General features: G+C 67.1%; 25 protein-coding genes and 2 tRNA genes. 19 read left to right on the plus strand and 8 right to left on the minus strand.

What is annotated here, in order from left to right:
- Window positions 1-14: 14 nt before the first annotated feature.
- From CY658_RS21890 to CY658_RS21910, 5 genes are all read left to right on the plus strand, one after another.
- A complete protein-coding gene (locus CY658_RS21890) occupies window positions 15-1,385 on the plus strand; it encodes a DNA recombination protein RmuC (protein ID WP_101492404.1) in 1,371 nt (456 codons plus the stop codon).
- Complete coding sequence (locus CY658_RS21895) at window positions 1,382-2,545, plus strand: MFS transporter (protein WP_101492199.1); 1,164 nt, start codon at window positions 1,382-1,384, stop codon at window positions 2,543-2,545. Before CY658_RS21890 ends, CY658_RS21895 begins: the two co-directional genes overlap by 4 nt.
- Window positions 2,546-2,675: 130 nt before the next feature.
- Window positions 2,676-4,214 carry a DHA2 family efflux MFS transporter permease subunit gene (locus tag CY658_RS21900; protein WP_101492200.1) on the plus strand — a complete coding sequence of 513 codons (1,539 nt, stop codon included), beginning with the start codon at window positions 2,676-2,678 and terminating at the stop codon, window positions 4,212-4,214.
- An 89-nt stretch (window positions 4,215-4,303) separates the two neighbouring features.
- Complete coding sequence (locus CY658_RS21905; RefSeq protein ID WP_101492201.1) at window positions 4,304-4,762, plus strand: hypothetical protein; 459 nt, start codon at window positions 4,304-4,306, stop codon at window positions 4,760-4,762.
- Window positions 4,763-4,764: 2 nt separating this feature from the next.
- Entirely contained in the window at window positions 4,765-5,412 is a 648-nt protein-coding gene (locus CY658_RS21910; protein WP_101492202.1) for a TetR/AcrR family transcriptional regulator, read from the plus strand.
- Window positions 5,413-5,421: 9 nt separating this feature from the next.
- Here the strand turns inward: CY658_RS21910 and CY658_RS21915 are convergent, their stop codons facing one another.
- The 3 genes from CY658_RS21915 to earP form a co-directional block, all read right to left on the minus strand.
- Window positions 5,422-6,285, minus strand: a complete 864-nt coding sequence (locus CY658_RS21915) for a TIGR00730 family Rossman fold protein (protein WP_101492405.1) — start codon at window positions 6,283-6,285, stop codon at window positions 5,422-5,424.
- 118 nt (window positions 6,286-6,403) lie between these two features.
- Window positions 6,404-6,958: an elongation factor P gene (gene efp, locus CY658_RS21920; protein WP_093011949.1), complete on the minus strand. Its 555-nt coding sequence runs from the start codon at window positions 6,956-6,958 to the stop codon at window positions 6,404-6,406.
- A gap of 153 nt (window positions 6,959-7,111) precedes the next feature.
- Window positions 7,112-8,197, minus strand: a complete 1,086-nt coding sequence (earP, locus tag CY658_RS21925; RefSeq protein ID WP_101492203.1) for an elongation factor P maturation arginine rhamnosyltransferase EarP — start codon at window positions 8,195-8,197, stop codon at window positions 7,112-7,114.
- A gap of 104 nt (window positions 8,198-8,301) precedes the next feature.
- Here earP and CY658_RS21930 point away from each other — a divergent pair, with 104 nt between their 5' ends.
- Complete coding sequence (locus CY658_RS21930) at window positions 8,302-9,750, plus strand: M20/M25/M40 family metallo-hydrolase (protein WP_101492204.1); 1,449 nt, start codon at window positions 8,302-8,304, stop codon at window positions 9,748-9,750.
- Window positions 9,751-9,811: 61 nt separating this feature from the next.
- Here the strand turns inward: CY658_RS21930 and ggt are convergent, their stop codons facing one another.
- A complete protein-coding gene (ggt, locus tag CY658_RS21935; RefSeq protein ID WP_219589604.1) occupies window positions 9,812-11,863 on the minus strand; it encodes a gamma-glutamyltransferase in 2,052 nt (683 codons plus the stop codon).
- Window positions 11,864-12,022: 159 nt separating this feature from the next.
- Between ggt and uvrC the strand changes: the two genes are divergently transcribed.
- Genes uvrC through CY658_RS21950 form a run of 3 tightly spaced genes read left to right on the plus strand, consistent with a single transcriptional unit; the run spans window position 12,023 to window position 15,504 of the window.
- Window positions 12,023-13,996 (plus strand): excinuclease ABC subunit UvrC, encoded by a 1,974-nt coding sequence (gene uvrC / locus CY658_RS21940; RefSeq protein WP_101492205.1) that lies wholly within the window; start codon window positions 12,023-12,025, stop codon window positions 13,994-13,996.
- Window positions 13,997-14,053: 57 nt separating this feature from the next.
- Window positions 14,054-14,620 carry a CDP-diacylglycerol--glycerol-3-phosphate 3-phosphatidyltransferase gene (gene pgsA / locus CY658_RS21945; RefSeq protein WP_101492206.1) on the plus strand — a complete coding sequence of 189 codons (567 nt, stop codon included), beginning with the start codon at window positions 14,054-14,056 and terminating at the stop codon, window positions 14,618-14,620.
- The gene (locus tag CY658_RS21950; protein ID WP_101492207.1) at window positions 14,617-15,504 is read left to right on the plus strand and encodes a DMT family transporter; all 888 of its coding nucleotides are present in this window, start codon (window positions 14,617-14,619) and stop codon (window positions 15,502-15,504) included. The genes pgsA and CY658_RS21950 overlap by 4 nt, the downstream gene beginning before the upstream one ends.
- 17 nt (window positions 15,505-15,521) lie before the next feature.
- On the opposite strand, the gene CY658_RS21955 is transcribed toward CY658_RS21950, so the two are convergent.
- The gene (locus tag CY658_RS21955) at window positions 15,522-16,484 is read right to left on the minus strand and encodes a LysR family transcriptional regulator (protein ID WP_101492208.1); all 963 of its coding nucleotides are present in this window, start codon (window positions 16,482-16,484) and stop codon (window positions 15,522-15,524) included.
- Between the two features lie 70 nt (window positions 16,485-16,554).
- Between CY658_RS21955 and CY658_RS21960 the strand changes: the two genes are divergently transcribed.
- The 6 genes from CY658_RS21960 (at window position 16,555) to CY658_RS21985 (ending at window position 21,917) form a co-directional block, all read left to right on the plus strand.
- On the plus strand, window positions 16,555-17,466 hold the full coding sequence (locus CY658_RS21960) for an alpha/beta fold hydrolase (protein WP_101492209.1): 912 nt from the start codon (window positions 16,555-16,557) through the stop codon (window positions 17,464-17,466).
- Window positions 17,463-18,548 carry a tartrate dehydrogenase gene (locus CY658_RS21965; RefSeq protein WP_101492210.1) on the plus strand — a complete coding sequence of 362 codons (1,086 nt, stop codon included), beginning with the start codon at window positions 17,463-17,465 and terminating at the stop codon, window positions 18,546-18,548. Before CY658_RS21960 ends, CY658_RS21965 begins: the two co-directional genes overlap by 4 nt.
- Window positions 18,549-18,760: 212 nt before the next feature.
- Window positions 18,761-19,033, plus strand: coding sequence for an HU family DNA-binding protein (locus CY658_RS21970; protein WP_099796196.1), 273 nt, complete (start codon window positions 18,761-18,763; stop codon window positions 19,031-19,033).
- A gap of 29 nt (window positions 19,034-19,062) precedes the next feature.
- A tRNA-Val gene (locus CY658_RS21975) sits at window positions 19,063-19,138 on the plus strand.
- Window positions 19,139-19,213: 75 nt separating this feature from the next.
- Window positions 19,214-21,133, plus strand: coding sequence for a SurA N-terminal domain-containing protein (locus CY658_RS21980; RefSeq protein WP_101492211.1), 1,920 nt, complete (start codon window positions 19,214-19,216; stop codon window positions 21,131-21,133).
- A 109-nt stretch (window positions 21,134-21,242) separates the two neighbouring features.
- Window positions 21,243-21,917: a histidine phosphatase family protein gene (locus CY658_RS21985; RefSeq protein WP_099796198.1), complete on the plus strand. Its 675-nt coding sequence runs from the start codon at window positions 21,243-21,245 to the stop codon at window positions 21,915-21,917.
- 6 nt (window positions 21,918-21,923) lie between these two features.
- Here the strand turns inward: CY658_RS21985 and CY658_RS21990 are convergent, their stop codons facing one another.
- Both CY658_RS21990 and CY658_RS32825 read right to left on the minus strand, forming a co-directional pair.
- Window positions 21,924-22,256 carry a hypothetical protein gene (locus CY658_RS21990; RefSeq protein ID WP_101492212.1) on the minus strand — a complete coding sequence of 111 codons (333 nt, stop codon included), beginning with the start codon at window positions 22,254-22,256 and terminating at the stop codon, window positions 21,924-21,926.
- 93 nt (window positions 22,257-22,349) lie between these two features.
- Entirely contained in the window at window positions 22,350-22,598 is a 249-nt protein-coding gene (locus CY658_RS32825; RefSeq protein WP_180839016.1) for a GlsB/YeaQ/YmgE family stress response membrane protein, read from the minus strand.
- A gap of 276 nt (window positions 22,599-22,874) precedes the next feature.
- Between CY658_RS32825 and CY658_RS22000 the strand changes: the two genes are divergently transcribed.
- Together CY658_RS22000 and CY658_RS22005 are read left to right on the plus strand one after the other, a co-directional pair.
- A tRNA-His gene (locus CY658_RS22000) sits at window positions 22,875-22,950 on the plus strand.
- A 286-nt stretch (window positions 22,951-23,236) separates the two neighbouring features.
- Window positions 23,237-23,584 (plus strand): H-NS histone family protein, encoded by a 348-nt coding sequence (locus tag CY658_RS22005; RefSeq protein WP_056583066.1) that lies wholly within the window; start codon window positions 23,237-23,239, stop codon window positions 23,582-23,584.
- A 97-nt stretch (window positions 23,585-23,681) separates the two neighbouring features.
- Here the strand turns inward: CY658_RS22005 and CY658_RS22010 are convergent, their stop codons facing one another.
- A complete protein-coding gene (locus CY658_RS22010; RefSeq protein ID WP_095744683.1) occupies window positions 23,682-24,668 on the minus strand; it encodes an NADPH:quinone oxidoreductase family protein in 987 nt (328 codons plus the stop codon).
- Between the two features lie 128 nt (window positions 24,669-24,796).
- On the opposite strand from CY658_RS22010, the gene surE reads away from it, so the two are divergent.
- Window positions 24,797-25,555, plus strand: a complete 759-nt coding sequence (surE, locus tag CY658_RS22015; RefSeq protein ID WP_101492214.1) for a 5'/3'-nucleotidase SurE — start codon at window positions 24,797-24,799, stop codon at window positions 25,553-25,555.
- Between the two features lie 4 nt (window positions 25,556-25,559).
- Window positions 25,560-26,336, plus strand: a complete 777-nt coding sequence (locus CY658_RS22020; RefSeq protein ID WP_101492215.1) for a protein-L-isoaspartate(D-aspartate) O-methyltransferase — start codon at window positions 25,560-25,562, stop codon at window positions 26,334-26,336.
- Window positions 26,337-26,345 lie beyond the last annotated feature (9 nt).

Raw genomic sequence — 26,345 nt, forward strand, 5'->3', positions numbered from 1 at the left:
CCCCCACCTTGGAACTGACGGAATTGATTCTTCTCGCACTGGCCGCACTCGCCGTGGTGCAGCTGGTGCTGGTCATCTGGCTGCTGGCGCGCCGGCAACCCGCACCTGATCACAGCGAGATGCTCGGCGTGCTTGCCGCGATGGGCAACGCCAACGAGCGCACCGAACGCGAACTGCGCCGCGAGATCGGTGAGAGCTCGCGCGGTGCACGCCAGGAAACCGCACAGGCCTTCGCCACCTTCCAGCAGTCATTGACGCAACAGGGCGCCGAGGCCACGCGCACGCAGAACGCGCAGCTCGACGCCTTCGCGCTGCAGCTCGCGTCGCTGCAGAAAACCCTGGCCGACACGCTGAATACCCAGCTGCAGGGGCTGAGCGAATCGAACGCACGCCGCCTTGCCGAGGTGCGCACGACCATGGAAACCCAGCTCGCGCAGCTGCAGCAAAGCAACGCCGCCAAGCTCGACGAGATGCGCAAGACCGTCGACGAAAAGCTGCAGAGCACGCTCGAAGCGCGCCTGGGCGAGAGCTTCAAGCAGGTGGCCGACCGGCTCGAGCAGGTGCACAAGGGCCTGGGCGAAATGCAGACGCTGGCCGTGGGCGTCGGCAGCCTGCAGCGCGTGCTGACCAACGTGAAGACGCGCGGCGTGTTCGGCGAAGTGCAGCTCGAGGCGCTGCTCGAACAGGTGCTCACGCCCGAGCAGTACGCGCGCCAGATCGAGACCAAGCCGCGCAGCGGCCAGCGCGTCGACTTCGCGATCCGCTTTCCGGGGCGCGGCGACGACGGTGCACCGGTGTGGCTGCCGATCGACGCCAAGTTTCCGCGCGACGACTACGAACGCCTCATCGACGCCCACGAGCGCGCCGATGCCGCCGGCGCCGAGGCCGCGGCCAAGGCACTCGAAGCCCGCATCCGCACCGAGGCCAAGTCGATCGCCGAGAACTACCTCGCGGCGCCGCACACCACCGACTTCGCGATCCTGTTCCTGCCGGTCGAAAGCCTTTATGCCGAGGTGCTGCGCCGCCCCGGCCTGATGGACGCGATCCAGCGCCAGCACCGCGTGACGCTGGCCGGCCCGACCACCTTGCTCGCGATGCTGAACAGCCTGCACATGGGCTTTCGCACGCTGGCGCTGGAGCGCCAGGCTTCCGAAGTCTGGAAGGTGCTCGGCGCGGTCAAGACCGAGTTCGAGCGCTATGGCGAATGGGTGGCGCGCATCAAGGAACAGGTGGCCAAGGCCTCCGACACCATCGACAAGGCCGACACGCGCGCCAAGCAGATGCGGCTGGCGCTGCGCAAGGTCGAGGCCTTGCCCGAGGCGCAGTCTGAAGCATTGCTGCCACCCGCTGCTGACACTGACAGCGAGGGCGACGACACCCCGTGAAAGGTTCTGAACTGCTGCGCGTCATCGTGGCGCAGGTCTGCCTGCACGCCACGATGGCGGGCATGCGACTCGCCACCCCGCTGCTCGCGCTGCAGCAAGGCTACAGCGCAGCGGCTGTCGGCCTGCTGATCGCGCTGTTCGCGCTGACCCAGGTGTTCCTTGCGCTGCCGGCCGGGCGCTTCGCCGACCGGCATGGGCTCAAGCGGCCGCTGTGGCTGTCGGTGATCGCGGCCTCGGGCGGGGCAGGGCTGGCATTGATTTTTCCGGTGTTCCCCGTCATGTGCATCGCCGCGCTCCTGACCGGTGGCGCCACCGGCGCGACCGTGATCGCGCTGCAGCGGCACGTGGGGCGCTCGGCCACCGACCCGACGCAGCTCAAGCGCGTGTTCAGCTGGCTGGCCATTGCGCCGGCGGCGGCGAACTTCGTCGGGCCCTTCCTGGCCGGCATGCTGATCGACCATGCCGGCCGCGCGCCGGCCGACCTGCTGGCGTTTCGCATCTGCTTCGCCGTGATGGCCTTCCTGCCGCTGCTGTGCTGGCTGCTGGCGCGCGGCGCGCACGAGCCGCCGCGGGTGCCGCCGGTGCCGGGCGCCGTGCCCACGCGCGCCTGGGACCTGCTGCGCGAGCCGATGTTCCGCCGCCTGCTGTTTGTGAACTGGCTGCAGTCGTCGAGCTGGGACGTGCACGCCTTCGTGCTGCCGGTGCTGGGCCACGACCGGGGCATCAGCGCCTCGGTGATCGGCTCCATCCTCGGCGCCTTCGCGATCGCCGCGGCGATCATTCGCGTGGTGCTTCCGCTGATCGCGTCGCGCGCGTCGGAGCGCAGCGTGATCCTGAGCTCGACCGTCGTCACGGCCGCCGTGTTCGCCGTCTATCCGTTGCTGAATTCGCCGTGGACCATGGGCATCTGCTCCGTGATCCTGGGCTTCGCGCTCGGCGCGGTGCAGCCGATGGTGATGAGCATGCTGCACCAGATCACGCCGCATGCGCGGCATGGCGAGGCGCTCGGACTGCGGCTCATGACCATCAACGCATCGAGCGTCGCGATGCCGATGCTGTTCGGCTCGCTCGGCGCGCTGATCGGCATCACCGGCGTGTTCTGGGTGGTGGGCGGCGTGCTGGCGCTGGGCGCGAAAGCGACCTGGGGATTGAAGCTCTGACGTGCGCGGGAGGGCGCCTGACTGCGGCCTGAATCCCACGTTGCAAATAACAGTAATTCTCATTTGATTGACAAAATACTGACCCAAAGTCAGTATCGGCGCCTTCTTCGTTCCTGACCCGAAGGCGTCCATGGACTCCCATTCCCCGTCGGCGGCTGCCGACCCGCGCCGCCGCCTGGCCCTGGTGGCGGCGGTCTACCTCGGCAGCTTTATCGCCACGCTCGACGTGAGCATCGTCAACGTCGCGCTGCCCACGTTGCAGCGCGCGCTCGCGACCGACCTGGCCGGGTTGCAGTGGGTGATCGACATCTATGCGCTGTGCCTGTCGGCCTTCATGCTGTCGGCCGGCCCCCTCGGCGACCGCTACGGCCGCAAGCGCGCCTGGCTGGCTGGCGTGGTGGTCTTCACCGTGGGCTCGGCGATGTGCGCGATGGCGTCGGGCCTGCCGATGTTGCTTGCGGGCCGCGCAGTGCAGGGCGTGGCGGGCGCGCTGATGATCCCGGGCGCGCTGTCGCTGCTGGCGCATGCCTTCCCCGAGCCGGCGAGTCGCGCGCGGGTGATCGGCGGCTGGTCGTCGTTCACGGCGCTGTCGCTGATCCTCGGGCCGATGCTCGGCGGCCTGCTGGTGGACCACGCGGGCTGGCAGAGCATCTTCCTCATCAACCTGCCGATCGGCGTGCTGACCGTGGCGCTGGGCATGTGGGGCCTGCGCGAGTCGTCGCACCCCGAGCATGCAGCGCTTGACCCGGCGGGGCAGGTGCTCAGCGTGCTCTGGCTGGGCGCGCTGACCTACGGACTCATTGCCGCGGGCGAGCACGGCTGGGGCTCGCGCCACGCGGCGATGGCACTCGTCGCGGCGGGTGTCGGGTTGGCGCTGTTCCTGGCCGTGGAGGCGCGCGTGGAGCGGCCGCTGCTGCCGCTCGCGCTGTTCCGCGACGCGCGCTTTTCGGTCACCAACTTCGCCTCGTTCGTGCTCGGCTTTTCGACCTACGCCAGCCTGTTCTTCTTCTCGCTGTTCCTGCAGCAGGTGCAGGGCTGGTCGGCCAGCGAGACCGGCTGGCGGCTGGTGCCGCAGTTCGTGGCGACGGGCATCGTGGCCTCGCAGTTCGGCCGGCTGGCGCGCCGCTTCGAGGTCCACACGCTGATGGTCGCGGGCTACGGGCTGATCGGTGCAGCGATGCTTCTGCTGACGCTGTTCTCGGCCGACACGCCGTACCTGCCGCTGGCGTTGATCTTTGTCGCGCTCGGTGCGGGCGCAGGCTTGGCCGTGCCAGCCACGAGCACGGCGGTGATGGCCTCGGTGCCCGCACAGCGCTCGGGCATGGCCTCGGCGACCATGAACGCGTTGCGACAGGGCGGCATGCTGATCGGCATCGCGCTGCTCGGCACGCTGATGCGCACGCGCGCCACCGCGTTGATGACCGACTCGCTCGCGCGTGCCGGCGTGCCCGAGGCATCGCAGGCGGCGGTGGCAGCGGTTTCGCGGCACGACCTCGGCGCGCTCGCGGCGCTCGACGCCGGTACCGCGCAGCGGCTGTTGAGCGATGCGCTCGCGGGCGGCTTCCATGCCGCGATGGCCTGTGCCGGCGTGGCCGGGTTGGTGGCTGCGGGACTGCTGCTGCGTGTCAGGCCGCGTGCCGACGCGCTCGCCGCTGCCACGCGCGCCTGAGCTGGGAGCCGCTCGCCATGCCCGCTGTACGCGTTCCTTTCTTGCGCCGGAGTGCCCGGCGCCTTCTTGTGATTCCGAAGGAGACTTTCATGGTCCGTCACGAACTCAGCCAATGGCCGCTGGTCATCAGCGTGTCTGCAGGCTTGCAGACGCTGGAAAGCATGCAGGCCTTCACCGAAGACTGGAACCGCTGGCTCGACCGCGGCGAGCCCTTTGTCTCGCTGCGCGTGTTCGCGGACGCCGACGCGCTGGTGCATCCCGAGGGCAGTGCGCAGCGCGCCAAGCAGTGGCTGCAGGCGCGCGGCGCCGACATCCGCCGCCACATGATGGGCATGGCGAGCGTGGTGCCCGCCGATCAGTTCGAGAAGATCAGCAAGATGAACGTCGAGAAGCTCTTCGGCATCCCTGCAAGCACTTTCGCCCGCACCGACGAAGCACTGACCTGGTTGCGTGAGCGCGTGATGGCGCCGCGCGGTCTGGCCCTCGATGCCGCCGCGGCGCGCGCCGCCATCGATACGGCACGCACCGGCACCACGGCGGGTTCCTGACCATGACAAACAGCAGCCCCGACGACACCCCCGCCACCGCACGCCGCCGCACCAAGGCGCCGCAGACCCGCGCCGCCGCGCTGATGGACGCCGCCGAGCAGCTGTTCATCACCAAAGGCATTGCCGCCACCAGCATCGACGACATCGCGGCCGGCGCGCAGGTGGCCAAGGGCACCTTCTACCTGTACTTCCCGTCGAAAGAGGCGATGCTCGGCGCGCTGCAACAGCGCTTCGTCGACACCTTCTGCGGGCGTCTGCAGGAGGCGATGGACCGCCACGCACCGGGCAAGTACCGCGCACGGCTCAAGGCCTGGGTGGAAACGGGGCTGGAGACCTACCTCGACAACGTCGCGTTGCACGACGTCGTGTTCCACGAGTACCGGCCCGAAGACCGGCGCATGCGCAACGACAACGTCGTCATCACGCAGCTCGTGACCCTGCTGACGCAGGGTGACGCCGCGGGCGTGTGGGAGGTCGAGGACGCGACGTTGACGGCCGTGATCCTCTTCAATGCGCTGCACGGCGTGGCCGACGATGCCGTGGCCATGGGGCCGCATGCGAACCCCGTGGCCGACCGCCGCCGCCGCGCCCGCGCGCTCACGCGCTTCTTCGAGCAGGCCCTGCGGCCCGACGACAGCGACGACGCCTGATCCGCTCGATCAGAGCTTGTAGAAACGCTTGATCGCGTCCCACGCGTCTTCCGGCGCGTCGACGTACTCGAAGAGCTTCACGTCACCGGGCGAGATCACGCCTTCGTCGACCAGGAAGTCGAAGTCGATCATCTTCTTCCAGTAGGCCGAGCCGAACAGCACGATCGGCACGGGCTTCGACTTCTTGGTCTGCACCAGCGTGATGACTTCGAACAGCTCGTCGAGCGTGCCGAAGCCGCCCGGGAACGCCACCAGCGCCTTCGCACGCATCATGAAATGCATCTTGCGGATCGCGAAGTAGTGGAACTTGAAGCTCAGCGCCGGCGTGACGTAGGGGTTGGCTTCTTCTTCCATCGGCAGCGCGATGGCCAGGCCGACCGAGAGGCCGCCGGCTTCGTGCGCGCCGCGGTTGGCCGCCTGCATGATGCCGGGGCCGCCGCCCGTGCACACGAAGAGCTTGTCTTGTGGTTCCTTCTTCTCGCTGTACTGCGCGACCAGCTTGCCGAAGGTGCGCGCCTTCTCGTAGTAGTGCGAGTTGCGCGCGAGCCGGCGCCAGCGGTCGGCCGCGGCCGTGTCGCCGGCCGCCTCGGCCTGCGTGACCAGCGCGACGGCTTCGTCTTCGCTGCGGAAGCGCGCGCTGCCGAAGACCACCACCGTGTTCTCGATGCCGTGCGCGCGCTGCTCAAGGTCGGGCTTCATCAGCTCCAACTGCATGCGGATGCCGCGCGTTTCGCGGCGCAGCAGGAACTCGGGGTCGGCGAAGGCCAGGCGCGAAGGATCAGGGTCCAGGGGGAGGCCCCGGTCGGAATGGGACTGCAGCGTGGCCCAGGCATCGGCCAGGCGCTTGTCGTGAATGTTGTGCGTGTTGTTCATGGAGCTGTCGAGCTGAATTGACTTGGCATTGTGCGCCGACGCAAGCGGTGTGCCCGCCAACGAAAAAGGCTCCTTGCGGAGCCTTTTCGGGGTGGTGGTCAGCCGGGTGCGAACGCGCTCAGACGCGCTTGCGGTATTCGCCGGTGCGCGTGTCGATTTCGATCTTGTCGCCTTGTGCAACGAAGAGCGGCACGCCGATTTCGAAGCCGGTGGCGATCTTGGCAGGCTTCATGACCTTGCCCGAGGTGTCGCCCTTGACGGCCGGCTCGGTCCAGGTGATTTCGCGCTCGACGCTGGTCGGCAGTTCGACCGAGATGGCCTTGCCGTCGTAGAACACCACTTCGACAGCCATGCCGTCTTCGAGGTAGTTCAGGGCGTCGCCCATGTTCTCGGCTTCGACTTCGTACTGGTTGTACTCGGTGTCCATGCAGACGTACATCGGGTCGGCGAAGTAGGAGTAGGTGCACTCCTTCTTGTCGAGCACGATCTGGTCGATCTTGTCGTCGGCCTTGAAGACCACTTCGGTGTTGAAGTTGGCGATCAGGCTCTTGAGCTTCATGCGCACGGTGGCGCTGTTGCGGCCGCCGCGGCTGTATTCGGTCTTCAGGACGACCATCGGGTCCTTGCCGTGCATGATGACGTTGCCGGCGCGGATTTCTTGAGCGATTTTCATATCAGGTTCTCTGGATGTTGGCCGCTCGGTGCGCGGGGCCCTCGGCGCTGTGTGCCGTCGTATCTGGCCCCGCCGTACATGTCCCGCGGCAGGTTTGGCGAAAGGCGTCCCGGACCACGGCGGTCAGGGCTGAATTCCGCAAAGCCCGCTATTTTAGCTTTTTCCGGCGACCAGCTGCCGCAGTTGGGCCAGCAGATCGTCCTGCGCGAGCAGCCTGTCGCGCGCCGCACGGGCGGTCTTGCGCCATGCCGCCAGCGGGCCGGGTGGGGGCAGGGCACGGTCGCCGAAGCCGTTCCAGGCGTGGTGAAAAAGCCGCAGCTCCGGCGGGGCGCCGAGCCAGTCGAGCCAGGCGTTGAGCTTGACGTGGTGCGCGTCGTCGTCCTGCGGGTAGATCTGCCAGACCAGCGGCGCGCCGGCCCAGAGGGCGCGCACCAGCGAGTCTTCGCCGCGCACGAAGTTGAGGTCGCAGGCCCACAGCAGGTGGTCGAAATCCGTCTGGCTGAGGTAGGGGAGGTATGAAATTGATAGCGAACTTTGAACGTCCAACGGGCGATCTGGCATGCACGCCTGCACGGCGCGTGCGGCCCGGCCCGCGGTGACCAGCAAGCGCGTGGGCTGCGGGTCGGCGGCCAGCTGGGCGAGCAAGGCAGCCAGCGCCGGGGGCTCATAACAGAAGAGCGAGACCAGACGTTCGCCCTTCCGCCAGGGAATCTGCTGCGCCTCCAGCCAGCGCGCCCGGTCGAAGCGCGCCTGGCGCGCCATCAGGTCGGGCTCGCGCAGCAGGCCGCCGGTCGCGGGCGTGAAGCCCGGATAGAAGAAACGTTTCGTCAGCCCCGCGCCCGGGCCCTTGAACACCGGCGACGGCAGCCGGTGCAGCTTCTCCACATAAGGTTCAGCGGACAGGTATTCGAGGTTGATCCAGGCCTGCGCATGGCTCGGGGCTTGTGCGAAACGTGCGACGAGTTCCGACTCCGGGTCGCAACCGAAAGCTTCGACCAGAACATCAGGCACCGAATCGGCAACGGCGCGGCGCACGACTTCGGCGTCGGACCAGTCGATCACTTGCACGCCCTCGCAGCCGGCCGGAGCTATCCAGTGCAGCGCCGTCGGGTCGTCGACCCACAGCCGCGCGCGCTCGCCCGCCGCCGCCAGCTGGCAGGCCAGGCGCCAGCAGACGCCCAGGTCGCCGTGGTTGTCGATGACCTTGCAGAAGATGTCCCATTGCATGTGCGTGCCCATGGCCGCGAGTGTGCCCGTCTTCGCGGTCGCTCAGGCGCAGGCGAAAACGCCGCGTGATTGCTATGCTGGCTCTCGCCACAACAACCATCGGAGAGAGCCAGACCATGAGGATGCAGACCCGTCGCCGTTCATCGTTTTCTTCTTCGCCCTTGAGCACCGCCAAACGCGGCGTGCTCGCGCTCTCGCTGGCCCTGGCCGGCATCGCCGGCGCCCAGGCGCAGACCGCGCCGCTCACCGCGCAGCAGCAGCGCTTCCGCGAGATCTACAAGGAGCTGATCGAGATCAACACCACCCACTCGGTGGGTGACAACACCGCCGCGGCGCGGGCCATGGAAAAACGGCTGATCGACGCCGGCTTCGCTGCGGGCGACATCCAGATCTTCGAGCCGTTCCCGAAGAAGGGGAACCTGGTGCTGCGCTTCAAGGGCGACGGCAGCAAGAAGCCGCTGCTGCTGCTGGCGCACATCGACGTGGTCGAGGCCCGCCGCGAAGACTGGAAGACCGATCCCTTCAAACTGCAGGAAACCGGCGGCTACTTCACGGCGCGCGGCGCCATCGACGACAAGGCCATGGCCGCGGCGCTGGTCTCCGTGCTGGGGCAGCTCAAGCAGGAAGGCTTCAAGCCCAAGCGCGACATCATCCTGGCGCTCACGGCCGACGAGGAGCGCGGCGACGCGCTGAGCAACGGTGCCTTCTGGCTCATCAGCAACAAGCCCGAGCTGCTGCAGGCCGAGTTCGGCATCAACGAAGGCGGCGGCGGCGAGCTGCGCGGCGGCAAGCCGAACTTGCACCGCATGCAGGTGGCCGAGAAGATGTACACCACCTACATGCTCGAGATGCGCGACGTGGGCGGCCACAGCTCGGTACCGACCAAGACCAACCCGATCTACGCGCTCTCGGCCGGCCTGGAGCGCCTGGGCAACTACGCCTTCCCGATCAAGCTCGCGGACGTCACCAAGACCTACTTCGCGCGCAGCGCACCCTTTGCCACCGGCCAGCTGGCCGACGATATGCGCGCCATCGGCAGCGGCACCCCCGACGCCGGCGTGCTCGAGCGCATGACGGCCAACCCGGCCTACAACGCGCAGCTGCGCACCACCTGCGTGGCGACGATGGTGCAGGCCGGCCATGCCGAGAACGCGCTGCCGCAATCGGCCAAGGCCACGGTCAATTGCCGCATCCTGCCGCACGACGACCCTGAAGAAGTCGAGCGCCTGCTGACCCAGGCGGTGGGCAACGACAAGATCGTGGTGCGCAACATGGGCAAGCCGCTGCGCAGCCCGGCGTCGCCGCTCAACGGCGACCTCGTGAAGACGGTCGAGACGCTCACGCAGCAGATGTGGCCCGGCGTGCCCGTGGTGCCCGCCATGAGCACCGGCGCCACCGACAGCCGCTTCCTGCGCAACGCCGGCATCCCGATGTACGGCGTGACCGGCATGTTCCTGGAGCCGGCCGATGCGCGCGCGCACGGGCTCGATGAACGCATCGAGATCCAGCGCCTGTACGACGGGCGCGAGTTTCTGTACCGGCTGGTGTCGGAAGTCGCGAAGTAAGTAGATAGGTGATCAGGCAAGGGGGCTGGCACAGCGAAGGCTGCACCAGCCCCTTTGTCGTTCAGGGCGTGAAGGTGTCGCCCAGCACGATGCCTTCGCGGCGCGGATCTGCGCCGCCGGTCAGCACGGGCTTGCCGCCGACGTTCGTGCGTAGGATGGTGCTCACGCCGCTGGACTGCGGGGTCACCGACACCTTGTGACCCAGCCCGATCAGCCCGGCGACCAGCGGGTCGTTGAGGCCCGAGTTGGTCTCGTCGACATTCGGGTGCTCGCCGCCGACGTTGGTGGTCACGGAGTTGGGAGCCCCGAAGTCGACCAGCGACGTGGCCTGTTGCGCATCCAGGCCCCAGTCGATCGCGCCGACCAGCGTCTTCACCACGTACTGGATGATGTTGCTGCCGCCGGGCGAGCCGGTGCCCATCACAAATTCGCCCACGCTGCCGTCGGCGTTCTTCTTGAACACCAGCGTAGGCGCCATCGAGCTGCGCGGACGCTTGCCCGGAGCGACGCGGTTGGCAACCTTGTAGGTCTGCGTGGGCTTGCCGTACGGTTCGTCCGAGAAATCTGTCAGCTGGTTGTTCAGCAGGAAGCCCTGCGTCATGTGGGCCGACCCCATTCCGCCTTCCACCGTGGTGGTCATCACGACCACGTTGCCCTGCTTGTCGACGATGGTGAAATGTGTGGTGCCGTGCTCTTCGGTCTTGTCGATGCCGAGCGGAACGTCGCCAAGATCGCCGGGCTGGGCGGTGCCCATGCTCTTCGCCAGACTGATGAGGCTGGCACGGCCCTGCAGGTAGGGCTTATTGATCAGGGAATCGATCGAGCCGTACGGCAGCGGGACGAAGTCGGTGTCGGCCACGTACTTTTCGCGGTCGGCGTACGCCAGGCGTTCGGCCTCACTCACCAGGTGCACACCCATCACGCTCGGCTTGCCGCCTTCGAGGTCGATGGCGGTCGGCTTGTGCAGGCCGAGATTGAAGGTCTCGAGGATGCCGAGCGTCTGCATCACCGCAATGCCACCCGAGGACGGCGGCGACATGCCGCACACGTAGTAATCGCGGTAGGTGCCGCAGACCGGGTCGCGGCGCTTGGCCTTGTAGCTGGCCAGGTCGGCCAGCGTGGTCTTGCCGGGCGTGATGGCCGAGCCGTCGCTGGCTGCCGTGGTGACGCCGATCTTGTCGACGATGCCCTTGGCGATGTCGCCCGCGTAGAAGACGTTGGCGCCTTGCGTGGCGATGGCGTTCAGCGTCTTGGCGTAGGCCGGGTTCGTGAGCTTGGTGCCCAGCGCCTTCGGCGTGCCGTCGGCGTTGAAGAAGTAGGCCGTGGCGTCGGCGTCGCGCTTCAGGTGTGTCGCGGAGCCCGCGATGGCGGTCGCCATGCGTCCGCCGATCAGGAAGCCGTCGGACGCGAGCGTGATGCCGTAGCCGAACAGGTCTTTCCAGGGCAGTTTGCCGTGGTCTTGATAAGCGATGTCGAGCATGCGGACGGCACCGGGCGTACCGATGGAACGGCCACTCCAGCGGGCGCTGGGCACGGGCGCGCTGGTGTCGGTGGCATCGTCCACATAGCGCAGGTAGTTCTCGGTGGCAGCCGCAGGCGCCGTCTCGCGCCCGTCATACGCCTGCACCTTCTTCGTCGCCGAGTCGTAGTGCAGCATGAAGGCGCCGCCGCCCAGCCCGCTCGACTGCGGTTCGACCAGGCCGAGCACCGCCTGCACCGCCACCGCCGCATCGACCGCGCTGCCGCCGGCTTTCAGCACGTCGCAGCCGGCGCGCGTGGCCAGCGGGTGGTTCGCGACCACCATGTAGTTCTTGGCGTACACCAGCTTGTGGCCGGGCACATAACCCGACGCCGGTTCCGGTGCGGCCGGGTCGCCTGGGTCGCCCGAGCCGACGACCACGGAGCTGCCGCTGCTCGGAATCTGGCAGCCGTTGTCGGCGGCTGGCGGGGCCGTGGGGCCGGGCTGGTTGGCCGCGTTGATCGCGGCGATGGCCGCGACCAGTGCGGCGTTGTTCTGTGCGTTGTTGTTGCTGTTGCCGCCGCAGCCGGCCACGACCAGGGAGAGCGCAAGGGGCGTCAGGGCCCACCACGCGCGCACGGAGTTTTTCTTCATCAGAGTTTCCCTTTGCTGTTTTTGAAAGACAGGAATGACAACGGGCGCTCCTCGCGCCCGCGCCCATCATGAGCACATTTCGTTCCCGCTCGTGTCGCGTGCGTACGGGTGTGGCCGGGTTCGCTGCGGGGCCTCACGCCGCGCGCCACAATAGCCGTCATGTCCGACGTGCATTCCGATCAATTGCTCAGTGAAGTCGCGGCCCTGCCGCAGCTGCCGGGCGTCTACCGCTATTTCGACGCGGCCGGTGCCGTGCTGTATGTGGGCAAGGCGCGCAACCTCAAGAAGCGGGTGGCCAACTACTTCCAGAAGAGCCACGGGGGCACCCGCATCGGCCACATGATCTCGAAGATCGTGCGCATGGAGACCACGGTGGTGCGCTCCGAAGCCGAGGCGCTGCTGCTCGAGAACAACCTGATCAAGACGCTCAAGCCGCGCTACAACATCCTGTTTCGCGACGACAAGAGCTACCCCTACCTGAAGATCGCCTCGCACGCGTTTCCGCGGCTGGCCTACTACCGTGGCGCGGTCGACAAGAAGCACCGCTACTTCGGGCCGTACCCGAGCGCGTGGGCGGTGAAGGAATCGATCCAGCTGCTGCAGAAGGTGTTCCGCCTGCGCACCTGCGAGGACACGGTGTACGCCAACCGCACGCGGCCCTGCCTGCTGTACCAGATCAAGCGCTGCAGCGGCCCCTGCGTGGCGCTCATCTCGCCCGAGGACTACGCGCAGGACGTGGCCAGCGCCGAAGCCTTCCTGATGGGCGACACGCAACTCGTGCTCTCGAAGCTCGAGCAACGCATGACGACGCATGCCGAGAAGCTCGAGTTCGAGCAGGCGGCCGAGCTGCGCAACCAGATGTCGGCGATCTCGCGCGTGCTGCACCAGCAGTCGATCGAGGTGGTGTCCGACAAGGACGTCGACATCCTCGCGGTCAAGGTGCAGGGCGGCAAGGCCTGCGTCAACCTCGCGATGGTGCGCGGCGGGCGCCACCTGGGCGACCGCGCGTACTTTCCGGTGCACGTGGACGATGCGGCGCAGATTCACCACGGCGAGCTCGACGCCGAAGAGGGCGCCGACCCGGTGGCCGCCGACCCGATCGAGGTGCAGGTGCTCGAGGCCTTCATCGCGCAGCACTACATCGACGTGCCGGTGCCCGCCACGCTGGTGCTGGGCCGGCAGGTGAGCCGTGCGCTCATCGAGGCGATTTCGCAGCAGGCCGGCGCGCGCATCACGGCGGTGTTCCAGCCGCACGAACAGCGCCGCCACTGGCTCGAGATGGCCGAGACCAACGCCGGCCTGCAGCTGGCGCGGTTGCTGGCCGAAGAGGGCTCGCAGCAGGCGCGCACCCGCGCGCTGGCCGACGCGCTCGAGCTGGCGTCGGACGACCTGGACAACTTCCGCGTCGAGTGCTTCGACATCTCGCACACGGCGGGCGAGGCCACGCAGGCCTCGTGCGTGGTGTTCGCGCACCACGCGATGCAGAACCGCGAGTACCGCCGCTACAACATCGAGGGCATCACGCCCGGCGACGACTACGCCGCCATGCGCCAGGTGCTGCATCGCCGCTACGGCAAGCTGGCCGAGGTGATGGCGGCCGAGACCGAGGCGCTGGCCCCGGGCGACGCCGAGAGCGAAGGGGCCGAAGGCGTCGAGGCGCCCCCGCCCAAGACCCCGGCCGCGCGCATGCCCGACCTGGTGCTGGTCGACGGCGGCAAGGGCCAGGTGTCGATGGCGCGCGAGGTGTTCAGCGAACTGGGCCTGCCGCTGTCGCTGATCGTCGGCGTCGAGAAGGGCGAAGGCCGCAAGGTCGGGCTCGAAGAACTCGTGTTCGCCGACGGCCGCGAGAAGGTCTACCTCGGCAAGGATTCGGCGGCCCTGATGCTGGTGGCCCAGATCCGCGACGAGGCGCACCGTTTCGCCATCACCGGCATGCGGGCCAAGCGCGCCAAGGTGCGGGTGGGCGGCAGCCAGCTCGAAGACATTCCGGGCATCGGCCCGAAGCGCCGGGCGCGCCTGCTGCAGCGTTTCGGCGGCATCCGCGGCGTGGCGGCGGCGAGCGTGGAAGACATCGCCTCGGTCGAGGGCATTGCCACCGAGCTGGCCGAGGAAATCTATCGCGCGCTGCGTTGAAGACGGGATTGCCCCCGACCTTCCAGCGCTTCACGCCTGCATGACACAATCGCCCGCATGTTCTGGACCCTACCGACCATCATGACCTGGACGCGCATCGTCGCGATTCCGTTGATCGTCGGCGTTTTCTACCTGCCGATCAGCGAGCCGATGCGCAACCTGATCGCCACGGTCATGTTCATCGTTTTCGCCGCCACCGACTGGCTCGACGGCTACCTGGCGCGCAAGCTCAACCAGACCTCGGCCTTCGGCGCCTTCCTCGATCCGGTGGCCGACAAGTTCCTGGTGTGCGCCGCGCTGCTGGTGCTGGTGCATCTGCAGCGCGCCGACGTGTTCGTGGCGCTCATCATCATCGGCCGCGAGATCGCTATCTCGGCGCTGCGCGAATGGATGGCGCGCATCGGCGCCGGCAAGAGCGTGGCGGTCCACATGATCGGCAAGGTCAAGACGACCGTGCAGATGGTCGCGATTCCCTTCCTGCTCTATGACGGGCATCTCTTCAAGGTGATCGACACGGGCCTCTGGGGCCAGTGGCTGATCTGGATCTCGGCGGTGCTCACCGTCTGGTCGATGGTCTATTACCTGCAAAAGGCCATTCCCGAGATCCGGGCTCACTCCAAATGACCGCGGCCGTCTCGGCCCGCAACGCAGGCTGGCTGCGGGCGATGCCGGCGGTCTTCGTGCTGATCTGGAGCACGGGTTTCATCGTTGCGCGCTATGGCATGCCCTACGCGCCGCCCCTCAAGTTTCTCGCCGTGCGCTATGCGCTGTCGCTCGCCTGCTTCGGCCTCTGGGTCACGCTCGCACGCGTGGCGTGGCCGTCGAAGCGCACGCAATGGGGGCACCTCGCGGTCACGGGCGTGCTGATGCAGGCCGGCTACCTCGGTGGTGTCTGGGCTGCCGTGCATGCAGGCATGGGCGCGGGGCTCGTCGCGCTGCTGGTCGGCATCCAGCCGGTGCTCACGGCGGTCTGGCTGTCTTTCAACGGCGGGCGCATTTCGGGGCGGCAATGGGCCGGGCTTGCCCTGGGCTTCGCGGGGCTGGTGCTCGTGGTGTCGCGCAAGCTGGGGCAGGGCACCGAGGTCAACGCGCTGACGATGGGGCTGGCCGTGATGGCGCTGCTGTCGATCACGGCGGGCACGCTGTACCAGAAGCGCTTCGTTGCGCCCTGCGATGTGCGCAGCGCCAGCGCGGTGCAGATGGCGGCCGCGCTGCTCGTGACCCTGCCTTTTGCCGCGCTCGAGGCGCAGGCCATCGAATGGAACACGCATTCGATCGGCGCGATGGCGTGGTCGGTGCTGGCGCTGTCGTTGGGCGGCAGTTCGCTGCTCTATATGTTGATCCAGCGCGGCACGGCCACCGCCGTCACCAGCCTGCTGTACCTCGTGCCGCCGTGCACGGCGCTGATGGCCTGGCTGCTGTTCGCCGAACCGATCACCTGGACCACGGTGCTGGGCATCGGCCTGACAGCCATCGGCGTGAGCCTCGTGGTGCGTGCCGAGCGCTGACCGCGCTTTCTCTTTCTTCAGCGCCCGCCCGGCTTGACCGGCTTCCAGGGCTCCGAGCGGAACTGCTCGACCAGGTGATCGACCAGCAAGCGCACGCGCCGCGGCGTCTTCGGCCGCCAGGGCGCGACCCAGTGGATGTCGGCATCGGGCATGCTGTACTGCGGCAACACGCGCACCAGGTCGCCGTTTGCCAGCTGCGGCGCGATGTCCCAGAGGCTGCGCAGCATCACGCCGTGGCCCGCGAGGCACCAGTCGCGCACCATCTCTCCTGAATTGCTCGTGAGCGGACCGTGCACCCGCACGCGGGCCGTGCTGCCGTCGCGCGCGTGGCGCAGCGTCCAGAGCGCGAACTGGCGCGGCTGGGCGGCGTCGCCGTTCTCGCGCGCGATCAGGCAGTCGTGCGTGGCCAGCGCTTCCACCGTGGCGGGCGTGCCGCGGCGTGCCAGGTAATCGGGCGAGGCGGCCAGCACGCGCTGGTTGCGTGCGATGCGGCGCGTGGTCCAGTCGGCGGCGCGGTGCTGCTGCACCGCCCACAGCCAGACCGCACCGTCGTAGCCTTCGGCGCCGAGGTCGGGCAGTTGCTCGGTCAGCAGCAGCTCGACCTGCAGGCCCGGGTGCTGCGCCTGGAAGTCGGCGAGGGCCGGGCCGAGCCAGCGCCGGCCGAAGCCGAAGGTGGCGGCGAGGCGGACCGTGCCGATCAGCGCGTTCTGCCGTTCGCCGAGTTCGCTTTCGAGCGCCGCGAAGCCTTCGAGCAGCGTGCGCGCGTGCAGGCACACGGCCTCGCCTTCGGCCGTGACACTGAGCCGCCGCGTCGTGCGGTCGAACAGCCGTTGCCCGAGCCGGACCTCCAGCGCGCCGAGCCGCTTGGTGATGACCGAAGGCACCACGTCGAGCGTGGCGGCCGCGCCGGCCAGGCTGCCCTGGTCGCGGATGGCCAGCACCAGTTCGAGATCGCCGCGTTCCATCGCGTGAGGATTCATGCCAAAACGGAAAGTATGAATTGGCTGATTGTTGCTTGATGGCTGCCGGGGTGCAACGCACAATCGTGGCGTGACGGCCTCTTTCCTCGACTTCTCCCGCTTCGACATCGCCCGAGATGGCGTGCGCGTCCACGGTCGCATCGGCGGGCAGGGCGCCCCCTTGCTGCTGTTGCACGGTCATCCGCAGACGCATGCGATCTGGCACCGCGTGGCGCCCGCACTGGCCGAGCGCTTCACGGTGGTTGCCGTGGACCTGCGCGGTTATGGCGATTCGGGCCGCCCCGCGGCCGACGCCGAGCACGCGGTCTACAGCAAGCGGGAGATGGCGCGCGACGCGCTGGCCGCGATGCATCACCATGGCTTCGAACGCTTTGCCGTGCTCGCGCACGACCGCGGCGCGCGCGTGGCGCACCGGCTCGCGGCCGACCATCCGGGTGCGGTCGAGCGCATGCTGCTGCTCGACATCGCGCCGACGCTGGCGATGTACGAAGGCACTTCCGAAGCGTTTGCCAAGGCCTACTGGCACTGGTTCTTCTTGATCCAGCCGCCGCCGCTGCCCGAGGCGCTCATCGCTTCCGATCCGGTGCGCTATATACGCAGCGTGATGGGCGGGCGACATGCGGGGCTCGCGCCGTTCGCGCCCGAGGTGCTGGCCGAATACGAGCGCTGCATCGCCATCCCGGGCACCGCCGAAGCCATCTGCGAGGACTACCGCGCCTCCGCCACCATCGACCTCGTGCACGACCGCGCCGACATCGCTGCCGGCCGGCGCCTCGCGCAGCCGCTGCGCGTGCTGTGGGGCGAACACGGGGCGGTGGGGCGCGCATTCGACGTGCTCTCGCTGTGGCGCGAACGGGCCGACGACGTGTCGGGCCGCGCGCTGCCCTGCGGCCACTACATCCCCGAAGAAGCCCCCGACGCCTTGCTGGCCGAGGCGCTGAATTTTTTCGTTTCCCCTGAACACCCAGGAGCCAACCCATGAGCACCCACAGAATCGCAGTCATCGCCGGCGACGGCATCGGCAAGGAAGTCATGCCCGAGGGGCTGCGCGTGCTCGATGCGGCGGCGCGCAAATTCGGCATCGACCTGAAGTTCGACCACTTCGACTTCTCGAGCTGGGACTATTGCGAGAAGCACGGCCAGATGCTGCCCGACAACTGGAAAGACCAGATCGGCGGTCACGACGCCATCTTCTTCGGCGCGGTCGGCTGGCCCGAGAAGATTCCCGACCACGTGTCGCTGTGGGGCTCGCTGCTGATGTTCCGCCGCGAGTTCGACCAGTACATCAACCTGCGTCCCGCGCGCCTGATGCCGGGCATCATCGCGCCCGTGGTGCGCCGCGACGGCTCGCCGCGCGCGCCCGGCGAGATCGACATGTACATCGTGCGCGAGAACACCGAGGGCGAGTACTCGAGCATCGGCGGGCGCATGTACCAGGGCACGCCGCGCGAGATCGTGGTGCAGGAAACCGTGATGTCGCGCATCGGCGTCGACCGCGTGCTGAAGTTCGCGTTCGAGCTCGCGCAGTCGCGGCCGAAGAAGCACCTGACGAGCGCCACCAAGTCGAACGGCATCTCGATCACCATGCCGTACTGGGACGAGCGCGTGGTGGAAATGGCCAAGGGCTATCCGGGCATCACGCTCGACAAGTTCCACATCGACATCCTCACGGCGCACTTCGTGCAGCGGCCCGACTTCTTCGATGTGGTGGTGGCGAGCAACCTGTTCGGCGACATCCTCTCCGACCTCGGCCCCGCCTGCACCGGCACCATCGGCATCGCGCCGAGTGCCAACCTCAACCCCGAGCGCACCACGCCCTCGCTGTTCGAGCCGGTGCACGGCTCGGCACCCGACATCGCCGGCCAGGGCATCGCCAACCCGATCGGCCAGATCTGGTGCGGCGCGATGATGCTGGAGTTTCTCGGCCACAAGGATGCGCACGACGCGATCCTGGCGACCATCGAGAAGGTGCTTGCGCCCCAAAGCGGCGCACCGCGCACCCCCGACATCGGCGGTCGGGCGAGCACCGCCGACCTCGGAAAGGCAATTGCCGAGGCCCTTTGAAAAGTACGTCGCGAAACGCCCCTAAAATCGCGCGCTCCGCTGGGCTGCGCAGCGGCGTGTCTTATTGACACCCCGCAGACCAGTGGTTGTAATCCTCGCTGGCAGTGCGCTGCCGAGGCGTCAGGCCTGCCATGTTCTTGAGTCGCACCCGTCGCGGCCAGGTCGCAGCTGACGAAAGCCGACCAACTTTATTTCTTCGACAAGGGGCCCTTGTGAACAAGACCGAACTGATTGAGCACATCGCAAAGAACGCCGATATTTCCAAAGCCGCAGCGACCCGTGCGCTCGAATCCACCATTGGCGCCATTCGTACCACGCTCAAGAAGGGCGGCTCCGTGTCGCTCGTCGGTTTCGGCACTTTCGCAGTAGGTAAACGCGCAGCCCGCACCGGCCGGAATCCCCGCACCGGCGAGGCGATTAAAATCAAGGCAGCCAAGATCCCGAAGTTCCGTCCCGGCAAGGCGCTCAAAGACGCGCTGAACTGAGGCTGTAGACTCGGAGAGTATTTCAGGTGGGGTGCTTAGCTCAGTTGGTAGAGCGGCGCCCTTACAAGGCGTAGGTCGGGGGTTCGAGCCCCTCAGCACCCACCACCACCCGATGCAAAGGCGAACACCGGTTCGCCTTTTTTATTGCCTTCCGGCGCCCGTCCAAAAGAGTGTTCAAGCATGTTTGATACCTTCCGCAAGTACAACAAGATCGTGATGATTTTCTTGTTCTTGCTGATCATTCCCTCGTTCGTTTTCTTCGGCGTCGAGCGTTACCAGGGACTCGGCGGCGACGAGAAAGTGGCTCGCATCGAGGGCCACGACATCACCAAGCCCGAGTGGGACCAGCAGCACCGCGTCGAGACCGACCGCATCCGCCAGCAGTCGCCCAACGTCGATCCGACGCTGCTCGACTCCGACGCGCTGCGCTACGCCACGCTGGAGCGCATGGTGCGCGATCGCGTGCTGGCCACCGCGGCGACCAAGGCCAACGTGTCGGTGTCTGAAGACCGCCTCTCGCGCATGTTCGCGCAGGACGCCGGCCTGGCCGCCTTCCGCACGGCCGACGGCAAGTTCGACCGCGAAGCCTTCCTTCGCGCCACCGGCCGCACGCCCGAGCAGTACGAAGCCTCGGTGCGCGCCGATCTCGCATCGCAGCAGGTGCTGCTGGGCGTGACCGGCACGAGCTTCGCGCCGCCGGCGCTGACCGCGGCCACCGTGAATGCTTTCTACGACCGCCGCGAGATCCAGGTGGCGCGCTTCGCCCCCGAGAGCTTCGCGTCGAAGGTCACGGTCAGCGATGCCGACATCGAGACCTACTACAAGGACCACACGGCGCAGTTCCAGGCGCCGGAGCAGGCCAGCATCGAGTACCTCGTGCTCGACCTCGAAGCCGCGAAGAAGAACATCGTCGCGAACGAAGCCGACCTCAAGACCTACTACGAGCAGAACACCGCGCGCTTCGGCACTAAGGAAGAGCGCCGTGCGAGCCACATCCTGATCACCGCGCCGACCAGCATGTCCAGCGGCGACCGCGCCAAGGCGAAGGCCAAGGCCGAGCAGCTGTTGGCCGACGTGAAGAAGGCGCCCGCCACCTTCGCCGACGTGGCACGCAAGAACTCGCAAGACCCCGGCTCGGCCGAGAAGGGCGGCGACCTCGACTTCGTCACGCGCGGCGCGATGGTCAAGCCTTTCGAAGACGCGATGTTCGCGCTCAAGAAGGGCGACATCAGCGACCTCGTCGAAACCGAGTTCGGCTATCACATCATTCACCTGACCGACATCAAGCCGGCCGTGGTGCCGCCTTTCGAGAAGGTGCGCGCGACCATCGAGAACGACGTGCGCGCCCAACAGGCCACGCAAGAATTCGCGAAGGCTGCGGAAATTTTCACGGACAGCGTGTATCAGCAACCCGAGAGCCTCAAGCCGGCCGCCGAGAAGCTGAAGCTCACGATCCAGACCGCGACCAACGTGCCGCGCACGCCCGCACCGGGCGCCACCGGTCCGCTGGCCAGCCGCAACTTCCTGCAGGCGTTGTATGCCTCCGACTCGCTCGAGCGCAAGCAGAACACCGAAGCCATCGAAGTCGGTCCGAGCCAGCTCGCATCGGGCCGCGTAACGCAGTACACGGCCGCGCATCCGATTCCGCTGGCCGAGGTGAAGGACAAGATCCGAGCGCAGCTCATCACCGAACGCGCCGCTGCTCTGGCCAAGACCGAGGGCGAAGCCAAGCTCGCTGCCTGGAAGGTGAAGGCCGACGGCGCTACGTTCGGCGCGCCGGTCACGGTGTCGCGCATCGACGCGCAGTCGCAGCCCGCACCGGTGATCGACGCCGCGCTGCGTGCCGACGGTGCCAAGCTGCCCGCGCTGCTCGGCGTGGACCTGGGCGCGCAAGGCTACGCCGTGGTCCGCGTGACCAAGGTCGTGCCGCGCACGCCTCCGACCGCCGAACAGGCACAGCAGGAAAGCATGCAGATCGCCCAGTCGGTGACCGCCGCCGAAGCCGCTGCGTACTACGAGCTGCTGAAGCAACGCTTCAAGGTCGAGATCCTCGTGCCGAAGCCGGCCGACACGCTGCCGACCGCTGCAGCGGCTCGCTGATACAGACGCGCAACTGCTGCTCGCAACAAGCCCGGGTCCGACGACCCGGGCTTTTTTTTGGTCGCACGAGGGACAAGCGCGGTTCGCGCTTCTTGCCAGAATCCGGCGCATGGGAACCCTTTACCTCGTGCGCCACGGGCAGGCCAGTTTCGGTGCTGCCGACTATGACAACCTGAGCGAGCTCGGACACCGGCAGGCCGTGCGCCTCGGCGAGTACTGGCGCGAGCGCGGCATGCGTTTCGATGCCGTCATCACCGGCACGCTGAAGCGCCACAAGCAGACCTGGGAGGGCATCGCGCAGGGGCTCGGGCTGTCACGCGACGATGTGCTGCCGTGGCCGGGACTCAACGAGTACGACAGCGAGGCCGTCATCGCGACGGTGCACCAGGGCAAGCTCGAGAAGCCCGATTCACCCGAGATGTACCGCCATCACTTTCGCCTGCTGCGCGACGGGCTGGGCGCGTGGATGCAGGGCCGCACGGCGCCGGTCGGCATGCCGAGCTACGTCGACTTCCTGGCCGGCGTGACCACGGCGCTGGACCATGTGCGCGAGCGGCACCATGGCGCGAAGGTGCTGGTGGTATCGAGCGGCGGGCCGATCAGCACCGCGGTCGGCCATGTGCTGGGCACCAGCGCCGAGACGACCATCGAACTCAACCTGCGCATCCGCAACAGCTCGGTGACCGAGTTTGCCTTCACGCCGAAGCGGCACATGCTCGTGACCTACAACACCTTGCCGCACCTCGACGGCCCGGCGTACGAGGATTGGGTCACTTATTCCTGAACAGCGTCAGGCCTGCCAAACGCCGTAGCCGGCGCGGCGCAGGGCGATGCCCAGGTCGACCTCCATCAGGCGCGCATCGTCATACGGCATCGGGTTGTGGCGTTCGTAGAGCGCAGGCAGCAGCCGCAGGCCGAACTCCTGCACGAAGCGGTTGGCCTGAATGCCGGCCTTGTGCTTGTCGAAGCGGATGTCGGGGTCCAGGCCGGTCATGCCGACATAGACGAAGGGCTTGCCGAGCTGGTAGTCGGGGTTGGCGCGCCGGAAGCGGCCGTTGTTCCAGACGCGATCGTCGAGTTCGACCACATAGACGTGGTGACGGGCGCGTGGTTTGCGGGGCATCGGCGGGGAGGCCTCGCGAGGCTGGCTGAAGAAGTGTGGGGGTTCAGTCAGCCGGAACCGCCGGCCGCGTGGCGCGGCACGGCGTCACGGGCATCAGCTCTTGCGCTTGATGAGACCGTAGAGAACCAGCAGCACGATCGCGCCCAGCACGGACGCGATGAAGCCGGCGCCCTGGCCGGCGGTGTACCAGCCCATCGCCTGGCCGAGGTAGGTGACGCCCACCGAACCTGCGATGCCGATCAGCGTGGTCACGATGAAGCCGGCGGAGTCGTTGCCCGGCTTGACGGCCCGCGCCACGAGACCCACGACGAACCCGATCAGGATAGTCCAGACGATGCTCATGAAGAAGTTCCTTTGATGAAGTGAAGTGGCGAAAGCCGGGCCCGGGCGGGCCGCTCTATTCATGATAGCGGAGCCATTCGCGCGCCGGCATCGGGGCAGGCACATCGGACGTGCGACCGCGAAGTTGTGCCGATGAGGCAGGGCGCCTGTGTTGCGGCAAGCCATCGCGGACCGCTTTTGAAGGAGCCCGCCGCAGTCCGATGTGGCATTTCGGCGTCTTTGATGATCGCAAGAGTGAAAGCCGCGATTTTTAACGCTACAATCAGAGGCTCTACGGTGGCTGTAGCTCAGTTGGTAGAGTCCCAGATTGTGATTCTGGTCGTCGTGGGTTCGAGTCCCATCAGCCACCCCAAAAAATTCCGTCCCTGCGCTATTTCTCAATAGCACCCAAGGGATTCCAACGCCGGGCTTGCCCGGCGTTGTCATTTCTGGCTTCGCCGTCGCTTCAAGCGCCGGGTTGCAAGCCGCATTCTTTCCCCTGCTCCCCCCGATTTTGAAAGTGCCCAAAATGGTGCGTGCGTGTTGCGCCTTGTTGCATTCAACCAATGCGTCTGCATTTTTCTGCTGAAAAGGCGCTTGTGGCAAAAGCGGTTTGAATTAGAATTCAGCCGTTTTCAATTCACAACAGGAGTCCAACAATGGCTTCGTCACTCGCCGATATCAATTCCCAGATCCAGAAGCACGACGAGCAGATTGCCCAATTGCGCAAGCAGGCCGAAGACCTGCGTAACCAGGAACGGGCCGGCGTGATCGAAGAAGTGCGCAGGAAGATTGCGGAATACGGTTTGACCGCTTCCGATCTGAAGCTCGGTGGTGGCCGTGCCGCCGCAACCAAGCGCAGTGCAGGTCCTGCAGCCGCCAAGGCTGCTGCCAAATACCGCGGCCCGACGGGCGAAACCTGGTCCGGTGGCCGTGGCCGCAAGCCGCGCTGGGTCACGGAAGCCCTGGCAGCCGGCAAGTCGCTCTCCGATTACGAGATCAAGTGATTGCCTGCAGAATCAGTTGGACATTCGCCCAATAAAAAAGCCCGCTTCGGCGGGCTTTTTTATTGGGAAGCGCACATGCGGATGCGCGCTCGTCCGATCAGTTCACCATCACCAGTTTTCCCTTGACGCCGCGCGATCCCATGTGCGCATAGGCGGCCTTCAATTCGGCCATCGGCATCGTGCTGTCGATCACGGGCTTGATTTTTCCCTGGCCGTACCACTGGGCCAATTCGGCCATCATCTGTGCATTGGCCTTGGGTTCGCGCTTGGCGAAATCGCCCCAGAACACGCCCACGAGCGACGCGCCTTTGAGCAGCGTCAGATTCAATGGCAGCGACGGGATCGGGCCCGACGCAAAACCGACCACCAAATAGCGACCGCGCCAGCCAATCGAGCGGAATGCCGGTTCTGCGAAATCGCCGCCCACGGGGTCGTAAATCACGTCCGGGCCTTTACCGTCGGTCGCAGCCTTGATGGCATCACGGAAGCCATTGGGCAGTGCGTGCGTCGTGTAATTGATCGTCGCGTCGGCGCCAATCGAGCGGCAGAGTTCGCACTTCTCGTCGGTCGATGCTGCTGCAATCACTTTGGCGCCTGCCGCCTTGGCGATCTGGATGGCCGCCGTGCCCACGCCGCCGGCCGCGCCGAGCACCAGCACGGTTTCACCGGCCTTGAGCTGCGCGCGGTCCATCAGCGCGTGCCACGAGGTGGCGTAGATCATGATGAAAGCGGCGGCATCCACGTGGCCGAAGCCTTCGGGCAGCGGCATGCACAGCGCGGCGGGTGCCAGCGTGTGGGTGCCGAAGCCGCCGGTGCCCGAGAGGCACGCCACGTTCTGGCCGACCTTGAGGTGCGTCACGCCTTCGCCCACCGCCTGAATCACGCCCGCATATTCCGATCCGGGAACGAAGGGCAGCGGCGGCTTCATCTGGTACTTGTTCTGCACGATCAGCAGGTCGGGGAAATTCAGGCTGGCCGCCTTGATTTCGATCAGCACCTGGCCCGGGCCCGGCGTGGGGGTGGGCAGTTCTTTCCAGGTCAGCGCGTCGACGCCGGTGGGGTTTTCGCAAAGCCATGCGTGCATGCTCGGGGTCTCCTTCGAATGAGTCGTGTGGGCAATGAATTCGGGGCGATGATAGGCGGCGCTGTGGTGCGGCGTTGTCCCTGCTGCGACGCACCCCGCACCTACAATCCGCTGCACCCAGAAGCACCATGAAGATACTTATTTCCAATGACGATGGCTTTCAGGCGCCGGGCATCGTCGCGCTGCACGACGCGCTCAAGGACATCGCCGACGTCGAGGTGGTGGCACCCGAGCACAACAACAGCGCCAAGTCGAATGCACTGACGCTGGCCGCGCCGCTGTACGTGCACAAGGCGCACAACGGTTTCCGCTACGTGACGGGCACACCGGCCGATTGCGTGCACATCGCGCTCAAGGGCCTGCTCGACTACCGGCCCGACCTCGTGGTCTCGGGCATCAACAACGGCGCCAACATGGGCGACGACACCATTTATTCGGGCACCGTGGGCGCGGCGATGGAGGCCTACCTGTTCGGCATCCCGGCCATTGCGTTCTCGCAGATCGAAAAGGGCTGGGCGCATGTCGATGCGGCGGCCCAGGTGGCGCGCCGGCTGGTGCAGCAGATCGAGCGCGAAAAGATGATCGGTGGCCCCGCCTTCCTGCTGAACGTGAACGTGCCGAACCGCCCGTTCGACGAACTGAAGCCGATCAAGGTCTGCCGCCTCGGCCGCCGCCACGCCGCCGAGAAGGTGATCACGCAGGACAGCCCGCGCGGAGAAACCATGTACTGGATCGCCGGTGCAGGCAGTGCCAAGGACAGCGGGGAGGGCACCGACTTCCACGCGACCGCGGCCGGCCACATCGCGCTGACGCCGTTGCAGATCGACCTGACGGACCACGCCAACCTTGGCCAATGGCGCGAGACGGTTGCACGTCTCGGCAATTGACGACATGGCGACCCCTCCACGGCCCAGTTTCCCGGTTCGACTGACCCCCACCGCCTCGGCAGCCACGCGCGGGCGCATGCCCGCCGTGCCGGTCAAGCCGATGGTGCCGTCCACGCCCTCGATGGCCTCCGACGCCATACGGGCGCGCATGGTGCAGAGGCTCGCGGCCCAGGGCATCAGCGATGCGCGCGTGCTGCGTGCCATGGGCGCGGTCGAGCGGCACCGTTTTGTCGACAGCGCGCTGGTCAACCAGGCCTACGAAGACACCAGCCTGCCGATCGGGCTGGGTCAGACCATTTCCAAGCCCAACGTGGTGGCCCGCATGATCGAGCTGCTGCTGGGCGCGCCGGCGCTGGCCGGCAAGCCGCAAGACCGGCTCGGGCGCGTGCTCGAGATCGGCACCGGCTGCGGTTACCAGGCCGCGGTGCTGAACGAGGTGGCCACCGAGGTCTACAGCATCGAGCGCCTGCGCGGGCTGCACGAGCGCGCGCGCACCAATCTGCGGCACTTCCGGCTGGCCACCGTTCACCTGATGCTGGGCGACGGCATGATCGGCTACGCCAAGGGCGCGCCGTACGCGGGCATCATCGCGGCGGCCGGTGGCGAGTCCGTGCCCGAGGCCTGGATCGCACAGCTCGCCGTGGGTGGACGCATCGTCGCGCCGACTCATTCCGCCACCGGTGGACAAGCCCTTGTCGTGATCGACAAGACCCCCCGGGGACTCGAGCGGCGCATTCTTGAGGCGGTTCACTTTGTCCCCCTAAAATCGGGCATCGCTTGAAGGAATAAC

It is taken from the genome of Variovorax sp. RO1 (assembly GCF_002849325.1).
Taxonomy (GTDB): domain Bacteria; phylum Pseudomonadota; class Gammaproteobacteria; order Burkholderiales; family Burkholderiaceae_C; genus Variovorax.

Bases quoted from the DNA above. Each gene is read 5' to 3' on its own strand.
- CY658_RS21900 (WP_101492200.1), top strand. From the start codon at position 2,676: ATGGACTCCCATTCCCCGTCGGCGGCTGCCGACCCGCGCCGCCGCCTG.
- CY658_RS21905 (WP_101492201.1), top strand. From the start codon at position 4,304: ATGGTCCGTCACGAACTCAGCCAATGGCCGCTGGTCATCAGCGTGTCT.
- CY658_RS21910 (WP_101492202.1), top strand. From the start codon at position 4,765: ATGACAAACAGCAGCCCCGACGACACCCCCGCCACCGCACGCCGCCGC.
- CY658_RS21915 (WP_101492405.1), bottom strand. From the start codon at position 6,285: ATGAACAACACGCACAACATTCACGACAAGCGCCTGGCCGATGCCTGG.
- efp (WP_093011949.1), bottom strand. From the start codon at position 6,958: ATGAAAATCGCTCAAGAAATCCGCGCCGGCAACGTCATCATGCACGGC.
- earP (WP_101492203.1), bottom strand. From the start codon at position 8,197: ATGGGCACGCACATGCAATGGGACATCTTCTGCAAGGTCATCGACAAC.
- CY658_RS21930 (WP_101492204.1), top strand. From the start codon at position 8,302: ATGAGGATGCAGACCCGTCGCCGTTCATCGTTTTCTTCTTCGCCCTTG.
- ggt (WP_219589604.1), bottom strand. From the start codon at position 11,863: ATGAAGAAAAACTCCGTGCGCGCGTGGTGGGCCCTGACGCCCCTTGCG.
- uvrC (WP_101492205.1), top strand. From the start codon at position 12,023: ATGTCCGACGTGCATTCCGATCAATTGCTCAGTGAAGTCGCGGCCCTG.
- pgsA (WP_101492206.1), top strand. From the start codon at position 14,054: ATGTTCTGGACCCTACCGACCATCATGACCTGGACGCGCATCGTCGCG.
- CY658_RS21950 (WP_101492207.1), top strand. From the start codon at position 14,617: ATGACCGCGGCCGTCTCGGCCCGCAACGCAGGCTGGCTGCGGGCGATG.
- CY658_RS21955 (WP_101492208.1), bottom strand. From the start codon at position 16,484: ATGAATCCTCACGCGATGGAACGCGGCGATCTCGAACTGGTGCTGGCC.
- CY658_RS21965 (WP_101492210.1), top strand. From the start codon at position 17,463: ATGAGCACCCACAGAATCGCAGTCATCGCCGGCGACGGCATCGGCAAG.
- CY658_RS21980 (WP_101492211.1), top strand. From the start codon at position 19,214: ATGTTTGATACCTTCCGCAAGTACAACAAGATCGTGATGATTTTCTTG.
- CY658_RS21985 (WP_099796198.1), top strand. From the start codon at position 21,243: ATGGGAACCCTTTACCTCGTGCGCCACGGGCAGGCCAGTTTCGGTGCT.
- CY658_RS21990 (WP_101492212.1), bottom strand. From the start codon at position 22,256: ATGCCCCGCAAACCACGCGCCCGTCACCACGTCTATGTGGTCGAACTC.
- CY658_RS32825 (WP_180839016.1), bottom strand. From the start codon at position 22,598: ATGAGCATCGTCTGGACTATCCTGATCGGGTTCGTCGTGGGTCTCGTG.
- CY658_RS22005 (WP_056583066.1), top strand. From the start codon at position 23,237: ATGGCTTCGTCACTCGCCGATATCAATTCCCAGATCCAGAAGCACGAC.
- CY658_RS22010 (WP_095744683.1), bottom strand. From the start codon at position 24,668: ATGCACGCATGGCTTTGCGAAAACCCCACCGGCGTCGACGCGCTGACC.
- surE (WP_101492214.1), top strand. From the start codon at position 24,797: ATGAAGATACTTATTTCCAATGACGATGGCTTTCAGGCGCCGGGCATC.
- CY658_RS22020 (WP_101492215.1), top strand. From the start codon at position 25,560: ATGGCGACCCCTCCACGGCCCAGTTTCCCGGTTCGACTGACCCCCACC.